21 protein-coding genes are annotated in these 22,779 nt (G+C 64.6%); 9 read left to right on the forward strand and 12 right to left on the reverse strand.

The genetic code is table 11. The features are described from left to right. Window positions 1-97 precede the first annotated feature (97 nt). Window positions 98-817, forward strand: a complete 720-nt coding sequence (locus tag HAV22_RS01085) for a response regulator transcription factor (RefSeq protein ID WP_166855620.1) — start codon at window positions 98-100, stop codon at window positions 815-817. Between the two features lie 6 nt (window positions 818-823). After that, complete coding sequence (locus HAV22_RS01090; RefSeq protein WP_166855622.1) at window positions 824-2,767, forward strand: sensor histidine kinase; 1,944 nt, start codon at window positions 824-826, stop codon at window positions 2,765-2,767. 31 nt (window positions 2,768-2,798) lie between these two features. On the opposite strand, the gene HAV22_RS01095 is transcribed toward HAV22_RS01090, so the two are convergent. Then, on the reverse strand, window positions 2,799-3,044 hold the full coding sequence (locus tag HAV22_RS01095; protein WP_166855624.1) for a hypothetical protein: 246 nt from the start codon (window positions 3,042-3,044) through the stop codon (window positions 2,799-2,801). A 399-nt stretch (window positions 3,045-3,443) separates the two neighbouring features. Here HAV22_RS01095 and HAV22_RS01100 point away from each other — a divergent pair, with 399 nt between their 5' ends. Further along, entirely contained in the window at window positions 3,444-4,877 is a 1,434-nt protein-coding gene (locus HAV22_RS01100; RefSeq protein ID WP_166855626.1) for a sugar porter family MFS transporter, read from the forward strand. A 181-nt stretch (window positions 4,878-5,058) separates the two neighbouring features. Here HAV22_RS01100 and HAV22_RS01105 read toward each other — a convergent pair whose 3' ends face one another. The 4 genes from HAV22_RS01105 to HAV22_RS30995 all read right to left on the reverse strand — a co-directional run bounded on the left by HAV22_RS01105 (window position 5,059) and on the right by HAV22_RS30995 (window position 7,927). Beyond that, window positions 5,059-5,673 carry a PEP-CTERM sorting domain-containing protein gene (locus HAV22_RS01105; RefSeq protein ID WP_166855628.1) on the reverse strand — a complete coding sequence of 205 codons (615 nt, stop codon included), beginning with the start codon at window positions 5,671-5,673 and terminating at the stop codon, window positions 5,059-5,061. Between the two features lie 261 nt (window positions 5,674-5,934). Further along, window positions 5,935-6,621 (reverse strand): CE1 family esterase, encoded by a 687-nt coding sequence (locus HAV22_RS01110; RefSeq protein WP_208296002.1) that lies wholly within the window; start codon window positions 6,619-6,621, stop codon window positions 5,935-5,937. Window positions 6,622-6,908: 287 nt separating this feature from the next. Beyond that, window positions 6,909-7,385, reverse strand: coding sequence for a hypothetical protein (locus tag HAV22_RS01115; protein ID WP_166855631.1), 477 nt, complete (start codon window positions 7,383-7,385; stop codon window positions 6,909-6,911). Further along, window positions 7,382-7,927 carry a hypothetical protein gene (locus tag HAV22_RS30995; RefSeq protein ID WP_229421000.1) on the reverse strand — a complete coding sequence of 182 codons (546 nt, stop codon included), beginning with the start codon at window positions 7,925-7,927 and terminating at the stop codon, window positions 7,382-7,384. Before HAV22_RS30995 ends, HAV22_RS01115 begins: the two co-directional genes overlap by 4 nt. Between HAV22_RS30995 and HAV22_RS01125 the strand changes: the two genes are divergently transcribed. Next, window positions 7,913-8,254 carry a MarR family winged helix-turn-helix transcriptional regulator gene (locus HAV22_RS01125; RefSeq protein WP_229421001.1) on the forward strand — a complete coding sequence of 114 codons (342 nt, stop codon included), beginning with the start codon at window positions 7,913-7,915 and terminating at the stop codon, window positions 8,252-8,254. The genes HAV22_RS30995 and HAV22_RS01125 overlap by 15 nt on opposite strands. Window positions 8,255-8,278: 24 nt before the next feature. On the opposite strand, the gene HAV22_RS01130 is transcribed toward HAV22_RS01125, so the two are convergent. Beyond that, window positions 8,279-9,130, reverse strand: coding sequence for a LysR substrate-binding domain-containing protein (locus HAV22_RS01130; protein WP_208296003.1), 852 nt, complete (start codon window positions 9,128-9,130; stop codon window positions 8,279-8,281). A gap of 89 nt (window positions 9,131-9,219) precedes the next feature. Here HAV22_RS01130 and HAV22_RS01135 point away from each other — a divergent pair, with 89 nt between their 5' ends. Continuing rightward, the gene (locus HAV22_RS01135; RefSeq protein WP_166855637.1) at window positions 9,220-10,080 is read left to right on the forward strand and encodes an alpha/beta fold hydrolase; all 861 of its coding nucleotides are present in this window, start codon (window positions 9,220-9,222) and stop codon (window positions 10,078-10,080) included. 36 nt (window positions 10,081-10,116) lie between these two features. Here HAV22_RS01135 and HAV22_RS01140 read toward each other — a convergent pair whose 3' ends face one another. Then, window positions 10,117-10,314, reverse strand: a complete 198-nt coding sequence (locus HAV22_RS01140) for a hypothetical protein (RefSeq protein WP_166855639.1) — start codon at window positions 10,312-10,314, stop codon at window positions 10,117-10,119. Between the two features lie 327 nt (window positions 10,315-10,641). Here HAV22_RS01140 and HAV22_RS01145 point away from each other — a divergent pair, with 327 nt between their 5' ends. The 4 genes from HAV22_RS01145 (at window position 10,642) to HAV22_RS01160 (ending at window position 14,580) form a co-directional block, all read left to right on the forward strand. Continuing rightward, the gene (locus HAV22_RS01145) at window positions 10,642-11,052 is read left to right on the forward strand and encodes a hypothetical protein (RefSeq protein WP_166855641.1); all 411 of its coding nucleotides are present in this window, start codon (window positions 10,642-10,644) and stop codon (window positions 11,050-11,052) included. A 146-nt stretch (window positions 11,053-11,198) separates the two neighbouring features. Beyond that, complete coding sequence (gene pstS / locus HAV22_RS01150; RefSeq protein ID WP_166855643.1) at window positions 11,199-12,242, forward strand: phosphate ABC transporter substrate-binding protein PstS; 1,044 nt, start codon at window positions 11,199-11,201, stop codon at window positions 12,240-12,242. 169 nt (window positions 12,243-12,411) lie between these two features. Next, entirely contained in the window at window positions 12,412-13,119 is a 708-nt protein-coding gene (locus tag HAV22_RS01155; protein ID WP_166855645.1) for a YukJ family protein, read from the forward strand. Window positions 13,120-13,191: 72 nt separating this feature from the next. Then, window positions 13,192-14,580: an esterase-like activity of phytase family protein gene (locus tag HAV22_RS01160; protein WP_166855647.1), complete on the forward strand. Its 1,389-nt coding sequence runs from the start codon at window positions 13,192-13,194 to the stop codon at window positions 14,578-14,580. 25 nt (window positions 14,581-14,605) lie between these two features. Here HAV22_RS01160 and HAV22_RS01165 read toward each other — a convergent pair whose 3' ends face one another. The 5 genes from HAV22_RS01165 to HAV22_RS01185 form a co-directional block, all read right to left on the reverse strand. Further along, on the reverse strand, window positions 14,606-15,721 hold the full coding sequence (locus HAV22_RS01165) for an extracellular catalytic domain type 1 short-chain-length polyhydroxyalkanoate depolymerase (protein WP_166855649.1): 1,116 nt from the start codon (window positions 15,719-15,721) through the stop codon (window positions 14,606-14,608). A 98-nt stretch (window positions 15,722-15,819) separates the two neighbouring features. Then, the gene (locus HAV22_RS01170; RefSeq protein ID WP_166855651.1) at window positions 15,820-17,016 is read right to left on the reverse strand and encodes an AraC family transcriptional regulator; all 1,197 of its coding nucleotides are present in this window, start codon (window positions 17,014-17,016) and stop codon (window positions 15,820-15,822) included. Between the two features lie 89 nt (window positions 17,017-17,105). Then, window positions 17,106-18,539, reverse strand: coding sequence for a polysaccharide deacetylase family protein (locus HAV22_RS01175; RefSeq protein WP_166855653.1), 1,434 nt, complete (start codon window positions 18,537-18,539; stop codon window positions 17,106-17,108). A gap of 234 nt (window positions 18,540-18,773) precedes the next feature. Then, window positions 18,774-19,964, reverse strand: coding sequence for a helix-turn-helix domain-containing protein (locus tag HAV22_RS01180; protein WP_166855655.1), 1,191 nt, complete (start codon window positions 19,962-19,964; stop codon window positions 18,774-18,776). A 50-nt stretch (window positions 19,965-20,014) separates the two neighbouring features. Next, window positions 20,015-22,411: a TonB-dependent receptor gene (locus HAV22_RS01185; protein WP_166855656.1), complete on the reverse strand. Its 2,397-nt coding sequence runs from the start codon at window positions 22,409-22,411 to the stop codon at window positions 20,015-20,017. Between the last annotated feature and the right edge of the window lie 368 nt (window positions 22,412-22,779).

The raw sequence follows: 22,779 nt of genomic DNA on the forward strand, positions 1-22,779 counted from the left end.
TATCGTAGGCACAATAAATGTCGCTGTATGTAGCACAAAAGTACTACACCGCATCAGCCGCCCTTTCCCGTCCCGGCCGCCGTCGTACAATATGTCCATGAAGCAAGCAGACCGTTCGTCCCCGTCCCCGATCCACGTCGCCATCGTCGAGGACGACCCCGACTTCAGCCGCGCACTGGGCGCCGTGATCGAGGGCGCGCCGGACATGCGCCTCGTGGGCCTGGCCGGCACGCAGGCGGACGGCCTGGCCATGCTGCTGGGCCCGCCGGCCGACGTGCTGCTGGTCGACCTGGGCCTGCCGGACGGCTCGGGAATCGCCGTGATCCGCGCTGCCGCGCGCCAGTGGCCCAGCTGCAGCATCATGGTCAGCACCAATTTCGGCGACGAGACCCACGTCATGCGCTCGATCGAGGCCGGCGCGGCCGGCTACCTGCTGAAAGACAGCTCGCCGGCGCGCATGGGCGACGAAATCCGCAGCCTGGCGGGCGGCGGCAGCCCGATCAGCCCCATCATCGCGCGCCAGGTGCTTGCCCGCTTCCGCAACGCGGCGCCGGCATCGGCGCCCGGCACCGCCATGCCGGGCGGCGAAACGCCGGGCGACGAAGCGCCGGGCGACGAAACGCCCCAGCTGTCCCAGCGCGAGAAGGAAGTGCTGGACTACATCACGAAGGGCTTCACCGTGCAGGAGATCGCGGGCCTCATGCAACTGTCGCACTTCACGGTCAAGACCTTCGTGCGCCGCATCTACAGCAAACTCAAGGTCACCTCCAAGGCCGAAGCGATCTTCGAGGCACGCAACCACGGCCTGCTGCCCTGACGATCCATGAACGTCCGTTCCCAGCGCCTGATCGGCGGCATCCTGCTGTTCTTTTCCTGCGCCGTGTTGCTGGCCGGCGCCATCCTCAGCGTGGACAAGGGCCACGGCGAAACGGCCGGCCTGCACCTGATGCGGGCGCAGTGGCTGCAGCAGCAGGTTGCGCGCGACACGGCGCCGCCGGCCACGCTGGACAGCCGCAGCCTGCCGGGCGCCTGGCGTGCCACCGCGCTGCCGTTCCGGCCCACCATCGCCCTGCTGCGCCAGGCGGAATCGGGCACGCGCGCCGACTACGAAAACGGGGCGCGCATCACGTGGATCAAGGTGGACGTCGCCCCGCAGTCGCTGCGCGCGGAGACGCTGGCCCTGTACGGCGCCCGCATCAAGACGGACGGCACGGTCGCGGTCTACATCGACGGACGCCTGGCCTACCGCGCGCAGCAGCACGGCCCGCTGTACAACAGCACGCGCACGCCGCTCTGGCTGCTGGTCGAGCAAGGTCCCGGGCAGGCGCCGGTGCGGGAGATCCTGCTGCGGCTCGAACACACGCCGCAATCGCAGGTGGCCTTGTCGTCGCTGTGGCTCGGCCCCGCGGATGCGCTGCACGCCGGCTACCAGGTGCGCCAATGGCTGCAGCAGGAATTGCCCGCCCTGCTGAGCGCAGCGTTCCTGGCCGTCGGCGTGTTCGCGCTGTTCGTGTGGTTCCGGCGGCCGCACGACATGGCGTACCTGCTGTTCTTCAACCTGTCCGCCAGCGCCTTCATGCGCGGCCTGCATTTCTACGTCGGCCTGCCGATCGAGAACGACTGGTTCGCCTGGCTGACCGTCAATTCCCTGTTCTGGCTCGTGCTGTCGGTGCACTTTTTCCTGCGCCAGCTGCACGGCCAGCCGTTGACGTGGCTGACCCGCGCCATGGTGACGATCACGTCGCTGGTCGGCGTGCTGACCTTGCCCGTGCTGGCCGTGCTGCCCAATATGCCGACCGTGACGCCGCTGATCTATCTGGTGGCGGCCGTCATGAGCCTCGTCGCCTGCGTGGTGTCGGGCGTGTACGCATGGCGCCATTCCGGCGAAGGCCGCATGGTGGTGTGCGGCGTGTTCGGCTGCACGGCGCTGGGCATGACGGACTGGATGTTGCAGAACAACGTGATCAGTCCGGAAGGCTGGTATTTCGGCGCCTACACGCCCGCCCTGTGCTTCATCGTGTTCGGCGCGCTGATGTACCGCCGCTACGTGGCCGCCATCGCGGAAGTGGAACGCGTGAACGCCAGCCTGGCCGAGCGCCTGAAGGCGCGCGAGGCGGAACTGGAAGCGAGCCACCGCCGGCTGCGCGACATCGAACTGCGCCAGACCATCAGCGACGAACGCCAGCGCCTGATGCAGGACATGCACGATGGTCTCGGTTCGTCGTTGATCAGCGCCATCCGCTCGGTGGAGCGCGGCGACCTGAGCGACGCGCGCGTGTCGCAGATCCTGAAGGATTGCCTGGACGACCTGAAGCTGACGATCGATTCGATGGAGCCCGTGGACGCCGACCTCCTGCTGCTGCTGGCCACCCTGCGGTTCCGCCTGGAGCCGCGGCTGGAAGGTACCGGTGTGAACCTGAACTGGGAAGTGCGCGAGATGCCGACCTTGGCCTGGCTGAACCCGTCGAGCGCGCTGCACATCCTGCGCATCGTGCAGGAGAGTATCGCCAACATTCTGCGCCATACGCATGCGACCGAGATTCATGTGAGCACGGCGGTCGTCGACGACGGTGTGTGCATCCGCATCGGCGACAACGGCCAGGGCTTCGATCCCGACGTGGTGCTTGCCCAACGTGCCGGACGCGGATTGCAGAACCAGCGGCGGCGGGCGGCGGCGCTGGGTGGCAAGGTGCAGTGGCAGTCCGGACCGCAGGGGACGGTGTTTACGTTGTGGTTGCCGATGGAGATGGGCGCTCCGGTGGCGTGACGAACGGACATGCAGTCGGGCCCTGCAAATGTCAGGCGCGCCGCATATTCTCGAAAAAGAAATCTCCGTACGCAGTGTTGGCGCGCGCATTGAACGGTTCGGGAAACATGTGCAGCACGACGCGAGATGCTGCCCACCCGTCCAGCGGGGAGAACGGCCCGCCTGGCTCGCAATACAGTCCAAAATCACCCTGTTTCATGCCGCAAGCTGCGCAGTGGTTCATCCAATAAGCGCTGTTTGTCGTCTTCCTGAAGTCGATGCGATAGTGGCGCGTCATCGCCTCGATCCTTCCGACGACGGCCGGTTGCAGCTCACCGATGTAAGACAGGACCGACGGCTCATCGTGCCGAAACCACCTGCCTTGCTGTTCGTCCTCGCCACCCGGCTTGAGCGACTCGTGCCCCCTGGGCAGCAAAATGCCGTGGACGCCTGTTACCTCACCTATGCCCCCATCGCAATGCATTGACACACGGACGGAAATCCGCCAGACTCAACGAGTATGTTAGCGCTATTTGTTTGATGGTATAAGATGTTATAGCCTATCACTGGATGCCGGTGCGCCCCGTCACCGCCACGTTCCAGCCGCAGGACAACAACGGCCGAGGGGTGATCGACTGCGCCACATTCACTGAACCCGCGCTCGCAGCAGATGTAATAACAAACCAAGGAGACTTTTATGAACGGCGTCGCTCTAGAGAGCACCAAACCCATACAAGAGGCGGAAAACACCGGCCTCATCATTCTGATCAGCTGCGTCGCCACCATCGGCGGCTTCCTGTTCGGCTTTGACAGCGGCGTCATCAACGGCACCGTCGACGGCCTGAAGCAGGCGTTCCATTCGACCGACGCCGAGCTCGGCTTTGAAGTGGCATCGATGCTGCTGGGCTGCGCGCTCGGCGCGTTCTGCGCCGGCCGCCTGGGCGACCTGTGGGGCCGCCGCACCGTGCTGCTCATCTCGTCGCTGATGTTCCTCACGTCGGCGCTGGGTGCCGGCTTTGCGACCACGTCGGTGGTCTTCGTCGCCGCCCGCGTGCTGGGCGGCTTTGCTGTCGGCGCCGCGAGCGTGATGTCGCCGGCGTACATCGCCGAAGTGGCCTCGGCCCGCTACCGGGGCCGGCTGGCGACGGTGCAGCAGATCGCCATCATCAGCGGCCTGTTCTGCGCTTTCCTGAGCAACTATTTCCTGGCGCACGCGGCGGGCGCGTCGACCGGCGTACTGTGGCTGGGACAAGAGGCATGGCGCTGGATGTTCTGGATGATGGCGATTCCGTCCGTGCTGTTCCTGGCACTGCTGCTGACGATCCCGGAAAGCCCGCGCTTCCTTGTCGCGAAGAAGCGCAAGGACGAGGCGCTGGCCGTGCTGCAACGCCTGTACGGCGCCGCTTCGGCCCGCACCAAGTTCGACACGATCGACGTGTCGCTGGCGGAAGACCACCACCGTCCGCGCCTGTCGGACCTGATCAACAAGGCGACCGGCAAGCTGCGCCCGATCGTGTGGGTCGGCATCGGCCTGGCGACGTTCCAGCAGCTGGTCGGCATCAACGTGGTGTTCTACTACGGCGCGGTGCTGTGGCAGGCCGTGGGCTTTTCCGAGAGCGATGCGCTGCTGATCAACGTGCTGTCGGGCGGCCTGAGCATCGGTGCCTGCATCGTCACGGTATTCCTGATCGACCGCATCGGCCGCAAGCCCCTGCTGTGGATCGGCTCGGCCGGCATGGCGGTGACACTGGGCCTCGTGACGTTCGCCTTCGCCAGCGCCTCGCTGGACGCCAACGGCAAGCTGGCACTGTCCGGCACGATGGGCGTCGTGGCGCTGGTCGCGGCGAATGTCTACGTCATCTTCTTCAACATTTCCTGGGGCCCGGTGATGTGGGTCATGCTGGGCGAGATGTTCCCCAACCAGATCCGCGGTTCCGCGCTGGCCGTCGCCGGTGCGGCCCAGTGGACGTCCAACTTCATGATCACGGTGACGTTCCCGATGCTGCTCACCAGCATCGGCCTGGCCGGCGCTTACGGCCTGTACACGGTGGCCGCGGTGATCTCGATCTTCTTCGTGCTGCGCTGCGTGCATGAAACGCGCGGCAAGGAACTGGAGCAGATGGAAGGCTGACGGCGCGCCGCGCGCCTGCAAAAAAGCCGTTGACGATCGAATCGGTATCGTCAACGGCTTTTTATCTTTTTGCGGCATGCCGAGCAAGGCCTTGCTCGCACTGCTGCACTGCTGTTCCGAGTGAGGACAGTCGGACGTCGGTGGACGGGTCAATCTGTCGCCGGCGTCGAATCCTGCGCGCTTATGCGTTTTTTGCGCGACGGCGCAGTACAGTACCGAGGAGGCCAGCTCCCAGCAGCGCGAGCGTACCCGGTTCCGGGACACGATTGGCCGGGGTGTAGTCGAGGCTGTCCATGATGAAGTCCCGACCGGTGATGCCGTTGAAGCGGATTTCGTCAAAGTTGCCGGTGAAGCCGACGAACTGGGCCGAATCGCAGCAGCTGCCATTGTTATACGTGTAGGACTCTTGCATCACGTTGCCAAGATAGCTCGAAAACGTGGCAGCGGGCGACGACGTGTTGAATTCGAACCATGCGCCCGCGGCGCTGACTGCCGACCCGAACTGAATTCTGTATTCGCTGGCAGCCGGACCGCCGCTAAAGGAATCGAGATACGTTCCTGAAAAATTGGCAATGCCAGAGTAGCCGCCAGGATTGCCCGACGCGTACCAGTTACCGGAACCATTGGTCGAGAAAGTCACACCCTGCGCGGCGAACTGGTTCGTCACCACGTTGCCCGCACCGGTGGCGACTTCGTCGAAGGTCACGGCAGTGCTCAGACCAACGTTCGTGAGAAGCGGAGCAGCGTCAGCCTGGGCAAACGCCGAGACGATGAACAGTGCGATAAGTTTTTTCATGGTAAGCCCTGTGGTTTTGGTAATAGTAATTGAGTATAGGCAATATCTATGCCAGAAAAACATTTCCCAAAATAATCAAGAGCTTACCCGAGGCAACATTTTCGCTACGGGTTGTTCCGTAAAAATTTCCGACAGGGTGCAGTAGGGATCGAGAGGGCGCGGCACGCATCGTCGCTTCTCATGAGTTAGCTCGACGATGCGTATGACCGCTGCAACAGTGTCAGTTCACTTAATTACCGCGAACACAGCCTTCGTGGGGAACTACTTGAACCGATCGAAGAAGGCCTTGGACTCCTGCGCCGAAAAATTCGGGTACCAGTGGCCGCCCGTCTCGGTGCCGCACCACAGCACGGGCTTGCCGCTGTCGCAACCCTGGTACTCGACGCAGCCGTTACTCCCCACGGGCACCGTGATGGCACTGCAGCTATTGCGCTTCAGGAAAACATCGCGCGCCTCCATCCCCGCCGAGTACGGCACGGTGTTATCGTCCTTGGCGTGGATGAACATGGCCGCCACCTTGTAAGACGAATTGGCACAGCCGCTCCACAGCGAACCGGCCATGGGTACGATCGCTCGCACCACGTCGCCCATCTGGCAGCCGATGGCGTTGGACATCATGCCGCCAAAGCTGAAGCCGGTCGCGAACACACGCTGCGGGTCGGTGCATGCGCCCTGCTGGACCTCGCTGATCATGGCGCGCATGAAGCGAATGTCGCGGTCGCCCGTGTTGGCCCACCCCTTGTCCAGGCCCTCCGGGGCGATGAAGATCGCATTGTCGCCGTATAAATTCTTCAGCCCGAAAAAGCCGCTCCAACCGTAGACATCGGCGGCGCTGCCATCACGCCAGTGCAACCCGATGATCACTGGATAGATCTTGTTGCGATCGTACGAGGCCGGCATCTCGATCCAGTAGCCGCGCTGGATACCGTCGCTGGTGAGCGTATGCATGCCGGTCGTGAGCTTGGAACCGCTGCCGCAGCCCGCGGTGCTCGTCGCCGGCGCGGCGACGGGAGGCGGCGGTGGCGATGCCTGCACGGGTGCAGATGCCGACGTGCCGGTGGCGCCTGTCCCGCCTCCGCAAGCAACGAGCGTCGTGAAAAGTAATATGGCCCAACTATGTCTCATGTCTTCTCCTCGTTTGATCAAGCGCTCTTGGTGAAGATTGAAACAATAATGGCCGCGCCCGCGGCCGTGTTTTACATTTTTCGCGAATCGCCGACATGTTTTTCGAGCGATTAGCGTGAGCGAATTCCGGCGGTCGGGAAGCGGACAGTGAATGCAGAAAGCCCTGTTGAAACAGGGCATTGGATCATCGAGCCGGTCCCACGCGACCTGCGGCAACCGGCGCCCGCGCACAGGAACAGCTTTACGCGCGAGAAGAACGTGGCGCGCAGCGCGGCGTCGCGCTCGAGCGCTTCCGTCAGCATCTCGACACCCTTCGGCACGTTGAAGTAGACGGTGGGCGCGATCTCGCGCAGGTTGTCCAGCGTGCGCGCGAACTCCACCGGCGGCGCCTCGCCAAGGAACGGAAACGCATGCAACAGCATCTGCTGGTGATGGGCCAGCATGCCGTGCGTCGTGACCACCGCCTTCGGTTGTTTCGTCGAGCCCGACGTGAACAGGAATTTCAGGATCGTGTCCGCGTGGACGGCCTCGCTGGCCGCATCCACGTCGGTGACGGTCGTGTCGAGCAGGTCGCCGAAGCGGGTCACCGGCGGCCCGCGTGGACGCCCGCGCCCAGGATCAGCTCCGCATCCGCGGGCAGCGCGGCGTCGAGCGCCAGTGCGGACAGGGCGCCGTCCGCCGCGTACACGGCGCCCGGCGTCAACTGCACGATGAGGTCGCGCAGCTTGCCGTAGTCGGTGGCGACGAGCGAGTACGCGGGCGAGATCGGCGCATAGGGAATCCCGGCGTAGGCGGCGCCCAGCGCGAGCTGGAAGCGTTCCCGGTCGTTCCCGGACAGGATCGCCAGCGACCGCTCGGCAGACAGGCCGCGGTCGCGCAACGCCTGGCCGATGCGGATCCAGGCGCCATCCGGGCCGCGACGCGCGACGGGCGTGCGCCCGGGATGCGCGGCAGCGCCGCGCCCGAGCGGGCCGGTCCAGCGCAGCGGCAGCGGTGCCAGCGGAGTGACGGCGTCGACGTGCCAGACGTCGCCCTCGCGCCAGGCGCGGATCTCCGGATGGCCGAGGTGGACGGCGCGGCAGCGCACCGCGGGCCGGTCCTGGCGCCGCTGGGCATGAACGTCTCGCACTACACGGCGCTGTCCGTGTTCCGCGCGCTGGGCACGATCTCGAATGCCCAGCTGGCGGAACGCACGATGATGTCGCCGCAATCGGCCAACGAAATGGTGAAGGCGATGGAAGCGAAGGGATGGATCGAACGCAGTCCCGATCCGTCCCACGGCCGCATCATCCGCATCCGCCTGACGGAAGAAGGCACGGCGTGCCTGCGGCGTTGCGACGGCGTCGTGCGCGACGTCGAGGAAGCGATGTTCCCCGACCTCTCCGCGGACGAGCGGGCGCGCCTGCACGCGCAACTGCGCGCCGCCGTGCGCGCGCTCAGCCTGCAGGGCATCTGACGGCGCCCTGCTGCGCCAGCCAGGTCAGCGCCGCAGCTCCGACATGATCTTTTCGGCGAGGAAGTCGCACGGCGGCCGCTTCGATTTCGTACTGCGCGCGAGGACCACCTCCAACGGATCGATTTCCGGCAAGCCCTGGGCCTGGCCGAGCAAGGAGAAGTGCGCCGGCACCGCGCAGCGCGCGAGCGGCGCCACCGCAAGCCCGGCTTCGACCATGCTGATGAGCCCCATCAGGCTCGGGCTCTCGTACGACGTCCGGTAGGGAATCTTCGCCCGTTCGAGGCTGCGGATCGCGTTCTCGCGCGCGACGCTGCCGGGCAGGAACACGGCGATCGGCAACGGCCGCTCGCTCCAGATGCCCCGTGCGCCGGGCGACGCCGCCCAGACCATCGGTTCAAAGCGGATGAACTCCCCCGACAGGCCTTTCACGCGCGTCGCGCAGACCAGGTCGACGGATCCGTCCTTGACCATCGGCGCGAGCGCCACGCTGGGCAGTCCCACGACCTGGATCTGGACCTTGGGATACGTGGCCGAGAACTTCTTGAGGATCGACGGCAGCAGCGACGACGCGTAGTCGTCGGGCACGCCGATGACGACGCGTCCCGTGATGTCCGGGCGCACCACCGCCGCCCACGCTTCGTCGCGCAGCGCGAGCATGCGCCGGGCGTACGTCAGCAGGACTTCGCCATCCTGCGTCGGCGTCACGCTGCGGGCGCCGCGCACGAACAGCGGTTTGCCGAGCGCCGTCTCCAGTGTCTTGATCTGCATGCTCACCGCCGACTGCGAGCGGTGGACGACTTCGGCCGCGCGGCTGATGTTGCCGGTATCGGCCACGGCCACGATCATGTTCAGGACGTCGAGATCGAGTGCTTTCATAAGCTTCAGAAAATCTGATTGATATGATCAATATTATGCGATTTTCTTGATGCCAGGTGTGGTGCATAGTATCGGAAAGGAGGCCACACATGAACGCACGCACCGACCAACACGCCCTCGCCCGTCCGGAAACGTACTTTGCCACCCTGCCCTCCGGCGTGCGCATGCCGTACGTGACGCACGGCGCCGGCGAACCGCTCGTGTTCGTCCACGGGTCGCTGTGCGACTACCGGTACTGGAACAGCCAGGTCACAGTCCTGTCGCAGCGCTTCCTGTGCGTATCGGTGAGCCTGAGCCACTACTGGCCGGCCGACGACATGTCGATACCGGGTGCGTTCGGCTGGAGCACGCACGTGGCCGAACTCGCCGAGTTCATCACGGCGCTGGGCATCGGTCCCGTGCATCTGGTCGGCCACTCGCGCGGCGGGTGCGTCGCCTTCCAGCTGGCGCGCGAATACCCGTACCTGGTGAAATCGCTGACGCTGGCCGACCCGGGCGGCCCGCTGCAGGTCGACGGCGTGGACGAGGCGGCCTTGCCGGCGGCGACGATCGCGTTGCGAGCGCAGGTCGCCGACCTCATCGAGGATGGCGCGACCGACGCGGGCCTGCAGATGTTCGTCGACTCCGTCAGCATGCCCGGCATCTGGCGCAAGAGTCCGCCCGCGTTCCGCGCGATGGCGATCGACAATGCCGACACGCTGCCGAAACAGTTCCGCGATCCGCTGCCGGCCTACACGCAGGCCGGCGCGGCCGGCATCCCGTGCAGGACACTGCTGATCTCGGGCGCGAACAGCCCCGCGATGTATCGCGCCAACGTGGAGCGCCTGGCGGCGTGGATTCCGAGCGCCGAACTGCGCACGATCGCAGGCGCATCGCATGGCATGAACGTGACGCACGCGGCGGAATTCAACCGGTTGGTCGACGCGTTCGTGAGCGGCGTGGAGGCCTGAACGCCGGCCCGCGCCGGCGTCACGGCGGTGCCGCCGCTATGGCCTGGCATCCTGCTTGCGGAAATACGCCGGCGAGCACAGGACGCGGAGCGCCACCGACCGCGGCACCCCCGCCTGTTCCATGAACAGCAAGGCGGGGTGAACGCCATCCCGACGGCAACGCTGCAACCCTTCCTCGACGGATCGGGCGGTCATGACGTCGGTCCTCACATCGTTCTCTTTTCGTGCATCCATGCGGTCCTCCATGCGAGCGAAGGATGCTAGCAGAGCCCCGAGTGCACTTAAAGTAGTTTATGAAGACTTCATTCCAAGTGGATGATTTCGTAGGTTGTCTGCAAATCTTGCGGGTTTGGTATTGCAGGCCTCTTCAGTATAAGTTATTTCCGGAACAGCACGGCGGTGCCGACGCGGGTTGTCGACGCCAAGCCCCTGCGCGTCGTCCGCGAACAGGTCACGGGTTCGTCATGAAGCCGCACTACGATACATCGACGCGGTGTCCACCTGCTGCGCCGCTCGAACGGGTGGCTGCTGCAGGTGAAACACCTCGTGAAAGGATGCGGAATGAAATACACGTATCGCACCCGCGCGTTCCGATTGCTGGCCGAAGACGCGCGCCTGCCCAGCCGCACGACCCGCGTATTGCAAGCGCTGCTGACGGCCAGTCCGGTCGCGCTGCGAGGCGAACCGACGATGGTGCCGCGCGCCGCCCTGATCGAGGCAATGCGCGACGATGCCGCCAACGGAAGCAGCATCGCCATCACCGAAGACGCGCTTCTGCAGGTCCTGGAAGAGGTCGCGGACTCGTACTGGCGCGTATCCGAGGGGCAAAGCGTTTCCACCGGATTCTTTCTCGACAGCTTCGGCCTGTCGCACCTGTCGGGATTCGTCCATTTCCAGTTCGACCACGACTTCGTGACGGTACTGGAACTGATCAGCCGCCAGTTGCGCGACGATGCCGAACGCCCGCCATGAATCCCAGCGAGCATGCCTGACCGGATCGGTCAGCCGCCGATGTCCCCTGGCGGCATCACATCCCTTTGACAACAATAGTTATGTCATGAACATGTTATTTATCTTGCTTACAATGCGTCCACTTTCTTAATAGCTGAGAGGCTGATATGCGCATGAAGCAACTGCTGGCAACCATCATCATCGGCACCACCGCCGCGTTCGCGAGCACCGCGACGCTGGCCGCCGACATCACCGGTGCTGGTTCGACCTTTGCCTACCCGATCTATTCGAAATGGGCGGAGATGTACAAGAAGACCAGCGGCAACGGCCTGAACTACCAGTCGATCGGCTCGGGCGCCGGCATCAAGCAGATCAAGGCCAAGACTGTCGACTTCGGCGCGTCGGACATGCCGCTGCCGGTCGAAGAATTGAACGAAGCGGGCCTGATGCAGTTCCCGACGATCATGGGCGGCGTCGTCGCCATCGTCAACCTGGACGGCGTGGCGCCGGGCCAGCTGAAGCTCACGGGTCCGGTGCTGGCCGACATCTACCTGGGCAAGATCACCAAGTGGAACGATAAAGAGATCGCCGCCCTTAACCCGGGTGTCAAGCTGCCGGCCGAAGACATCACGGTCGTGCACCGCGCCGACGGTTCGGGCACGTCGTTCCTGTTCACCAGTTTCCTGTCGCAGACCAACGCCGACTTCAAGTCGAAGATCGGTGCCGGCACCGCCGTGAAATGGGTCGTGGGCGTGGGCGGCAAGGGCAATGACGGCGTCGCCGCCAACGTCCAGCGCATCAAGGGTTCGATCGGCTATGTCGAGTGGGCCTACTCGAAGAAGAACAAGCTGGCGCACACCCAGCTGAAGAACCACGACGGCAACTTCCTGCAGCCGGACGATGACGCGTTCAAGGCGGCCGCCGCCAACGCCGACTGGGCCAAGGCACCGGGCTTCGGCGTCGTGCTGACCGACCAGCCGGGCAAGGCCGCATGGCCGATCACCGGTGTGACGTACGCCATCGTGCACAAGCAACAGCTTGATGCCGCCAAGGGCAAGGACGTGCTGAACTTCTTCAACTACGCGTTCAAGAACGGCGCCGCCGCAGCCACCGAACTGGACTACGTGCCGATGCCGGAATCGGTCGCCAAGCTGATCGAAACCGCCTGGAAGAACAACCTCAAGGACGGCGCCGGCAAGGCGGTCTGGTAAGCCGGGCCGCTGCACCATCCCCTCCTCCGCGCCCGCGTTTCAGCGGGCGCTTTTCGTCCGTTTCTGCTCGTCGGACGTAGAAACCACGAGAATTTCTGGCACTCTCGATGGATGGGCGAGCGTCATGCCATTCCGGCCATCGGCTTGCCCCCATCGAAAGGAACCATCCATGCCTGTTTCGAAGTACGGTGTCCTGAAGGGCACGATCGCCGGTCATTTGCGCGATGCCGACGACGACCATTACCAGATCCTCGTTTCCGCAGACGGAACCATGTTTCGCATCGCGGTCAACGTCAAATCGTCGGCACCCAAGGCGCCATCCGATTTACTGTTCATGACGTCGAACAGGATTCCCGACACGTACGTGGCCGCGCTGCAGGAACTGGGACCGGGTTACACGCGGTTGGCGTCGAAACCCGGTGGGCTCGCGCTCGATTACGTCCGTTGCGACTGGATCAAGCCAACGGCAATGCGCGCCGTGCCCCCGTATCAGGCGGGAGCCGATAACGACTTGAAGGACAAGATCGAAGCGGCCGTCGGCGCGGCGATCCGCCAGGAAGGCAGCGTCGTCTATGCGTTCGGCAGCAAATGGGGGCCCGAGAAAGATAAAAAGGACCGCTACTTTCGCTTCTTGCCCGGCAACGGCATCCACGATATCCACATGAACCAGGGGAATGGCGCCGGCTATCGCAAGGACAACGGTGTGTTCCAGGACGGCGGCCTCGTCTTCGAATACCCGAACGGCAAGCGCCAGGCGTTCTTCTTCGCTTTCCAGTCGCAGACGTTCGCGACGGATGACAAGACGGGCAACGCGCTGGACGATCGGAAACCAAAAAAGAACAAGCCGTCCAAGCGCGCGAACAAAAAATCCGCGTAATCCGACAGTAATCGTCCGGTAACCATCCAGCTTTAAAGTTGAATTATTTTCAATCAACTGGAGCTGGAGACAATGAAGAAATCGACACTTTCGATGGCCCTTCTCGTGGCGCTGTGCGGGCTGAAACCCGCGCTCGCCGCGCCCGTGTTGCTGGCGGCCGGAACACTGAGCGGCAGCGGTGGCGACCTGTCTGCCGCAACGGCTGGATCACTCGAAAACGGGACCGCCGGCAACCTGCTGGGCGGTATCGGTTCCGGCCTCGCGTGGGCGGGTGGCAATACCTTCATCGCGACACCGGACCGGGGCCCGAACGCGACGAACTGGAATGCGGCACTCGATAACACGACGTCCTATCTCTCCCGTTTTCAGACGCTCCAACTCGGCCTGGTCAAGAACAGCGGCGGCAGCGGCTGGACGTTGACGCCGACGCTGACCGCCACGACGCTGATGTACAGCGCCACGCGGCTCGCCTACGCGGCCGGCGCCACCCCGGCACTCAACGACGCCAGCCATTATTACTTCTCCGGGCGCTCGGACAATTTCGACCCCTCGCAGCCGTCGACCAACCCGCACAATGCGCGTCTCGACCCGGAAGGCGTACGCGTGTCGAAGGACGGCAAGTCGATCTTCGTGTCCGACGAATACGGCCCGTACGTCTACCAGATCGATCGCGCCACCGGCCAGCGCGTCCGCTCGTATGCCTTGCCGGGCAACCTTGCAGTCACTCACCTGAGCGCACAAGCCGATGCGGAAATCAGCGGCAACGCCGTCGGCCGCGTCGCCAACAAGGGCATGGAGGGGTTGGCGATCACGCCCGACGGCAAGACCCTCGTCGGCATCATGCAGGCCCCCCTGGAACAGGACGCGGCCAAGAACCTGCGCATCGTGACGGTCGATATCGCAACCGGCACCACGCACGAATACGCGTACATGCTGACCAGCGGTTCGGGCGTGAGCGAGATCGTCGCCCTGAACGACCACCAGTTCCTCGTCGACGAACGCGACGGCAAGGGCCTGGGGGATGGCACCAAGGCGTCGGTCAAGCAGATCTTCAAGATCGACCTGAATGGCGCACAGGACGTCGCGGCGCTGAGTGGCGACCTGTCGGCGAAGGCGGTTGCGAAAAGCCTCGTGCTCGATGTGGTGGCCGTGTTGGGCGCCAACGGCATCGCGCCCGCGCAAATCCCGGCCAAGATCGAAGGGCTGGCGTTCGGCGCGGACGTGGTCGACAACGGCGTGCTGATGCACACGCTGTACGTCGCGAACGACAATGACTTCGTGCGCGCGACCGCGGGCGACAACAAGTTTTACGTGTTCGGCATCAGCGACGCGGATCTGGGCAAGGTGGGCGCAACCTACTCGGCCCAGCAATTCGCTGCGGACGTACCGGAGCCGGCATCGATCGCGCTGGTGTTGGGTGGCCTGGGCATGCTGACGGCGCGCGTACGACGCCGGGCCTGAGCCGCCGGGCGGGCCTCGGCCCGTGTCATCTGACGGCGCGCCGATGCTTGCCAAGGAACTCCAGCAGCATGCGGCTCGCGTCCGGTCCCGCTTCCGCATTGAACCGCATTGCCGGATCGCCACCGCTCCAGGCATGGCCCAGACCCGCAATACGAACGACGCGCAGCACGACCTTGCGGCCTACGAGGTAGTCGTGGATCTCGTGAGCGTTCCGGCTTCCACCCCGCCCTGCGGGCTTGATGGCGACGCGCGTTGCAGGACCGTGCGGCAAGCCATTCAGTTGCAGCCACTGACGGGCCAACTGGTGCTGGTTGATCGGATGTACGACGCGATCGTCATCGCCCTGGATCAGCAGGGCGGGCATCGACGGCATCGCGCCGCGCGCCAATACGGCGACAATCGCCGCCTCCGACTGCACGGCCGCTCCGTGGCGCATTACCTGCAGCGCGCCCATCGGCGTGTGGCCGGCGCCGAACACGGGGCCGGAATGCATGCCGACGGCCGCGATCAGGTCCGGACGATTCACGGCGAGCACGGCCGCCATGCCGGCGCCGGCGGACAAGCCGCACGCGTAGATGCGGCGTCGATCGACCGGATGCTGCTCGCACACGCGCTCGATCAACCCTGCCAGCGCACCAGTCTCCCCGCCGCCTTGCTGGATCGATCGTTCGTACCAACGCCAGCAGCGCTGCGCCTGCACACGCATCGGCTGCTGGGGATACAGCACGGCGTACCCTTTTTCTTCCGCGAGCCGGTTCATGCGCGTGCCCTCGGCGAACTGCGTCGCGCTCTGCTGGCAGCCATGCAGCATCACGATCAGCGGCCACCCGTCCCGTGCCGCGCCGTCGGCACGAGGCGTCGGCAGGTACAGCCAGTACGACATGTGCTGCACGACGGCCTGTCCCGGCCGCGATGGCAGTGGATACCGTCCCGCCAGCCACTGGCCCTGCGCGCGCGGACCGGAGCGCTGGTCGGATGCCGTTGGCGCCACGACCGCAGGCGGGCGCGGCGCCGCCTTGCGCTTGCGTTTTTTCGATGGCGTAGCATGGCTGCCCAACATCCTGACGAGCGCCGCCTGTTGCGTTGTCGCGGCGCGCGCCAGGGTGCGCATGAGGCGGACGCCCGGGGCGCGTTTGGCCATAGGATCCCGGCGAAGTTGTGTTGCATCGCAATATAACGCCGACGATGCACGCGCTCTGTGCGCTGGCATACACCCGAACGTCGTCCGACTCGAGCGCGTCAGGCGGTGCCGGTCGGCGGCGCAGGTTCGGGAGGGGCTGCCTGTTGGGTTGCAACGCTCCGGAACACCCCGGGCGTGCACCCGTACTCTTCCTTGAACAGCTTGTTGAAATGCGAGATGCTGGCAAAACCGACGGAATACGCAATGTCTGCGATGGGTGTGCCGTGCCGGTCGTTCAGCAGCCGTGCAGCTTCCGTCAGCCTCAATGCATTGACGTAGCCCGTAAAGGTCAGGCCGAGCTCCGTTTTGAGGATCTCGTTGATTTTCTTGCGGTCCGCGCCGATCCGCGCGGAGACGGTGGCCATGTTCAGTTCAGGGTCGGCGAAGTGCATGCCGATGAACTGCAGAATAGCAGCCTTTTCCTTGTCCTTGAACGGTTCCAGCGTCAGTTCCCGGTAGGCGACGAACGGCATGTCGCTGTTCAACCGCGCATTCAGGCTCGCGGCCAGGGCGCGCGCGTGTGCCCGTAAAAACCAGACAGCGAATGCGCCCCAGCCGGCGGCGACGACGATGGCCAGTGCGACGAGGTAGCGATCATCGCGGCCGTGCAACGTGAATTCGCTGATCTCGACATGGGACGCGACGTCGCGCGGGCTGCGGTGGCTGATACCGAACACGAATTTGGCAACCTGGTCCAGCGTGTAGGACTGGCGCGCCGGATCGACGTTGTACGTCCCGAACCACCATGGCGGAATGGTGAGACGGGTCAGATCCAGCGACACCGGCGTTCCCCGTTCGCTGCACGAGAAATAGGTACTGGGCGACGGGTACGTCCAGAACTTGCCCGGTTGGGCGACGCGCGCGTCGAATAGCGGCATGGCGAACAGCAATGAGTTCGCGGGCACGCATTTGGCGACGAAAGACACGGTGGTGTACCTCGACAGGTCCGCAGGCATGGCATTCCCCTGGCTGTCTTCCAGCAGCATGTCCGCCGCGACGTAAGGATAGTTCGCGGCGCCCGTGAGCCTGAAATCGAAGCGGAGCGATTGCTGGCCGGGTTCGAGAATGCGAATGGTCGACGTCCCGCCCAATGCGGCGTCCGTCGTGGTGACCGGGCGCCAGTGCGGCCACCCTCGCCCCTGCGGAATGAGCGACGTGGAAGGATGGCTTTGATGGATGCAGAAACCGGCGGCCAGCGCATCGACGACCAGAAGGAGGATCAGCGCGACGAGCGCCTTCCTGAAGAATGCTTGCATAACGCTCAGCCGGATTCGTTCCTTTCCGATAGCCCGCCCGGATCATATCAGCTCTTGCCGGCGGCGAGCCCCGCCGGCAAGAACAGGGATTACTGCGTCCAGGTCAGCGATTGCACATCCAGCGACACCTCGTAGTAACCGCGCGAATTCCAGCTCAGCGGCGCGCCGTTCTGCGTCAGCGTGCCGCCATTCACCACGACACGCAGCTTGCGGCCCGACGGGAAGTTCGGGGGCAGCGTCCAGGTCCACGTCGTCACGCCGCCGACGGTCGTCGGCGTTGCCGCCTGCAGAAGCTGCTGGCCGCGCCAGTAGGCGCCGATGTTGACCACGCTGTCGATCCACATCGTGCCGAGCGATTTCGCGTAAGTCATATTGCCCGTGACCGCGTCGATGCCCTCCGCGCCGCCCCAGTTCTGCGTGGTGGGTACCAGCGTGTGGAACAGGTAGATCATCCACTTGCCCTGGCCCAGGGCGGTGTCCACGGCCGTGTTGAACGCGGACACGGGATGGCCGTCCGCCGTGGCATCGCCCGGCACCTGTGCAAGCGGCAGGTTCATCAGATCGCTACCGGTGCCGGGCGCGACCATGCCCGGCCACACGCCGCGCGCGACCATGAAGCGCGACGTGGCCGCTGGTTTGTAGTCCATGTCGCCGAACGGGTAGGCGGTGGTCCAGACGCCGGACTGTCCGATCTTCGTGCGGATGTAGTCGGTGGTGTCGTCGAACTCGGCCCCGGCGCTGCCCAGGCCTTGCGGACACGTGCCGGGATCGTTGTCGGTCAGCTCCGCGGCCTTGCAATGGTGCGTGGTGTGGTTACCGATTTCCGAACCCTGGGCGACGGCATCCTTCCAGGTCGCGTCGAAGTTGGGATACCAGTTGGCCGCGGGGTTGATGTAGTAGGTGACGCGGACGCGCTGGGCCTTCAGCTCCGGGTAGTGATCGATCTGCGACGGTTGCGAGTCGTCGAACGTGTAGGACATCGCGGCCTTGAAGCCGGCCCAGTCGAGCACGCGCAGCCCTGGCTGTCCCGTCGTGCCGGACGGACGGGCCACCTCGCGGTCCGCGAGCGGCAGCGGCAGGCCGGCCGCACCGCCGTCGTTCCACGCCAGCACCTGCACCTTCAGCGGGGCCTGCGTGCTGCGTTGGCCATCGCTGACCTGCACGACGAGGTCGTAGTCGTTGTGGGCATCGGCGTCGGCGGGCTTCGCCGTGTCGGGGGCCTGGCGGAACGCCAGGGCGCCGGTCGCGGGATCGATCTGGAAGCGGGCCGCATCGGTGCCCGAAATGGACCAGCTCGCGCTGCGCCCTGCCCCGACGGTCGCCGACGGCATCAGGAACGTCGCCGTCAGCCCTTCATGGACGTTCAGGGTCGCCGGGACGGACAGTACGGGGGCGGCCGCCGAAGGCTTGCTGGCAGCCAGGATGTCGGGGGTGTTGGTCGCCTTGCTGCCGCCACTGCAGGCTTCAAGGAAAGCGACGGCCAGGGCCGAGACGACGAAACGAAGATTGCACTTCCTGTTCAAGATAACTCCTCCAAGCTGGGCTGTTTTTAGTGTTCGAAGCGATTCATGCCTGCGCAAGCGTAGGCGCCGATCCGGCGACGCTCTAATGCTTATTGGGGAAATTTCCAGTCTGTGCAAAAATTCTTAGGAATGTGCGCAGATTGTTGAAGTGATCAGGCGTGCCGCGGCGTCTTGCGAGGCACGGAAAGAATCACATGGAGAAGCGCGGACGGCGCGATGAGCTGTTGGGAAAGCCTACCGTCCCGCGGGGTCCTGGTCGCCAAGGATGTCCGACCGGGCAGCCAGGTTTCTGAATTGCCTGGGCGAGCAACCGTACTCTTCCTTGAATATCCTGTTGAGATACGCACTGTTGGCATAGCCGACCGAACGCGCGATTTCCGCCACGGTCGCACCGGCTTCGGCGGTCAGCAACCTGGCCGCTTCGGTCAGCCTCAGCTTTTTCAGGTAGCTGTTGAATGTCATGCCGAGTTCCCCTTTCAGCACGTCATTGATCTTGCCGCGGTTCGCGCCCGTGCCCGCGGCGACACCGTCCAGGTCCAGTCCGGAATCGGCATAATGTGACGCGATGAAGCGCAGGATGGCCGCTTTTTCCTTGTCCTCGAACGGCTCGACGGTGAGGTGCCGATAGGCGACGAAAGTCAGGTCCTTCCTGAGCCGGGAGTCCACCGTCGCGGTGAGTGCGCGCGACTGTGCGCGAAAGAACCAGGCGCCGAACACGCACCAGCCGAGCACGACCACGACCGCCAGCACGACGAGGTAGCGATCGTCGCGGCCGTGCAGCGTGAGATCGCTGATCTCGACATGGGAATCCGTCTCGTGCAGGCTGAACGGGCCGGCACCGAATTCCAGTTTCGCCACACGGTCCAGCCTGTAGGACCTGCGCGCAATGTCGACATGTTCGGCCTCGTACCACCACCCCGGAATGGCCAGGCGCGTAAGGTCCAGCGACACGGGCATGCCTCTCTCGTTGCAGGAGAAATACGTCATGACAGGCAGCCAGGTCTGCTTGACACCCTGTTTCGTGACGCTCGCGTCAAGCGTGACGACGTTGAGTATCAGCGAATTTGCGGGCCGGCACTTCGCAAGAAAGGATAGGGTCGAGTACTTCGACAGGTCCGCGAGGCCCGGTTTCCCGTCCGCGCCGTCGATCAACAATGCGGCCCACGCCCAGGGATGCGGGATGATTCCGGACACCCTGAAGTCGAAGCGGAGCGACCGTTGCGTCGTGTCCAGGATGCGGACCGTCGACGCGCCGCCGAATGACACGTCCGTGATGGCGGCTGCGTGCCACCGTGTCGCGCCTGGTTCCGGCGGCATCAGTGACAGGGATGGATTGCTTCGATAGACGCAGTAGCACGCGACCAGCGCATCGGCAATCAGGAGGAAAACGAACACGACGAGCGCCTTCCTGTAAAAGTGCTGCATGTTTATCTGAAGACGGATCTGCTGGCGGCCTGCTCACATCGGCACAGCGCTCACAAGGCCCCACGCAGTTCGAGCGCGACCGTGCGCGGCTTGGACACATAGCTGTAAGGCGAGCCCACGACCGAACCGAGTGTGCTGACCGTTACGTATTGCTTGTTGGTGAGGTTCGTCACGACCGCGCCCACGCCCCACTTGCCGGATGGCGCCGACCAGCCGAGGCGCATGTCGACTTTCTCGCGAGCCGCCCCGGCATCGACATGACCGTCGGGGTTGCACGTGCCCTGCGCCGTCGTGTCGGCATTGCAGCGCCGCGCGCCGATGTAGCCGACCATCAGGTTGAAGTCCGCCGTGCCCGCCCACAGCGGCCAGCGCGCGGTGGCGCCCGCGGTGGCGCTCAGGCGCGGTGCCCCGACCGGCTGGCCGTCGAGCCCGACACCGGTCGGCGACACGTAGTGCGCATAGGTCTGGTCGAGATAGGCCAGCGCGCCGTTCAGGCGCCAGATCCGGTTGACGATCCACTGCGCGTTCAGCTCGGCCCCCGTCGCGCGCTGGTCGCTGTTGACGACCTGGTAGCTGGGCACGCCGGCCCCGGCATTGGCCGTCACCAGGGTGAGGCTTTGCAGATTCGTGTAGTCATAATGGAAGATCGACGCATCATAGGACACGCCCAGCGCACGCAGCTGCCCCTTGATGCCGACCTCGATATTCGTCACCAGTTCCTGGTCGTAATAGCCATTGACGCCGAGGGCATCGAAACCGCCGGCCAGATAGCCCTTGCTCCACGAGCCGTACACCATGTGGTCCGGCGCCAGGTGACGGTCCAGGACGAGGCGCGGACTGAAGTTGTTCCAGCTCCTCGATGCGGGGAACGGCGCGGCGCTCGATACGGCGTTGCTGAACTCGACATTGCGCGCGACGACTGCCTGCAGCGTTGCCGCCTGTTGCGGGGTCAGCAGTTTCAGGGCGACCGCGGTCGGAAACAGCTGTGCTTGCCGCAGGACGGCGAGACGCGCGTCGAGCTCGGTGGCGATACGCGGCGGGTTGTACCAGCTGAAGGTCTTGTCGTCGTGCGTGTAGCGGCCGCCAAGCGTGAGATTGGTAACGGGGTCCAGATGCCAAAGCATGTCGCCATATACGGCATAAGCACGGTATGCGCCCCTGTCGTAGATACTCTCGCGCCACGGCAGGCCGGCGAGGCTCAGTCCTTGCAGCGCTCCGTTCCCGGTGGCCTGGCCGATGCCCTGGGCGAGGCTCGTCAGCGTGGCGTACGGCGCCGTGCCGGCAGCGTGGCGAATCAGCGTATCCAGCGAACGGGTCGTCAAGTTCACGTTCTCCGCCTGGATGGCGCGCTCGCGGTACGCGCTGACACCACCCACCCAGTCGAGGGCGCCGGTCTGCCCGCTCAACTTGAACTCCTGCTGCCAGGTCGAATTCGATTCGACGTTGCCGATGCCGATATAGGCAGCCGGGTTCGCCGAGCCGTCGTTGTCCTGCCAGTTCTGCGTGTTGAAGTGGCGGTAAGCAGTGATGCTGCTCAGCGTCGCATGGCGCAGCGGCGTCGTCACGCGCAGCGTGAGGCCGTCGAACGTACGCGACTGCATATTGGGCAAGGCATCGTTGGCCAGCGGCTGCGTGCGCGGATCGACCCACGTCGCAGGTCCAGTGAAGTCGACCTTCCCGCCCGTGAGGGAATATACGGGCGGGCCGGACACGCGCATCACCTCGTGCTGCCAGCCCAGAACGGCGTCGGTGTCGTCGCGCCGCCAGCGCAGGGCGGCGCGCAAGCCGCTGACACCGTCGTCGCCCCCGCGCCGGCCGTTGAAGGTGTTGCGGGCCCAGCCGTTGTCGCGCTGGTCGATCGCCGCGATGCGCAGCGCCAGGCCCTCGGCCAATGGCGTGTTGTAGAGTGCTTCGGCATGGACCGCCCCGCGACTCCCGACCCGGACCAGCCCGCTGGCCTCGAACCGCTCGACCGGGTCGTTGGTGACGATCGAAATGACGCCGGCTGCCGCATTGCGCCCGAACAGCGTACCCTGCGGACCCTTCAACACCTCGATCCGCTTGACGTCGATGAAGTTCAGCAGCGCGCCGCCGGTCTTGCCGACGTATACGGAGTCCGTGTAGATACCGACCGGCGAGTCGGTGCCGATACCGTAGTCCTCGGTGCCGACGCCGCGCAGGAAGATGAGCGGACGGGTCGATTGCAGCGCATCGACCGTCAAGCCAGGGACGAACGCGTCCATGTCGGCCAGGTTGGCGACACCGACATCCTTGAGCGCGTTGCCGGCCAATGTCTGCATGGCGATCGGCACGTTCTGGATTTGCTGGCTGCGACTCTGCGCAGTGACCATGACGGCGGGCACGCTGTCTTGAGCGTGACCGACTTCCGGCGCACCCGCTGCCGCAACCGTCGTGGCCAGTGCAAGACTGACGGCATGTGGTTTCATACCTGCGCGCAAACTCCTTTGACTCGTCTTCATCGTGGGTCCATGCAACAATTCGATATTTTGCAGGACGCAGCATAACCGCTTGGGCGCCATCGTGCAGGCAATACTTGCCGTTGGCGCGATAACAATCGGTCCTCGATCGCGATTCGACCTTGGCCACGCTTTAAAACGGTCCGGCACGCGCGATCATGGTGCACAAAAAAGCCCGCCGAGGCGAGCCTTCTGAAACTACTCGAGCGGAGTTCAATAGGAAACCTTACTTCCATTCGACGATCAGCGGGGCATGACGCCGGTGACTTCACACGTCGATTTCAGCCTGCCCGGGTTCCAACCATCGAAAATACCATGGCATCGGACTCATCGAAAGG

Source organism: Telluria antibiotica (assembly GCF_011682055.1).
Lineage (GTDB): Bacteria > Pseudomonadota > Gammaproteobacteria > Burkholderiales > Burkholderiaceae_D > Telluria > Telluria antibiotica.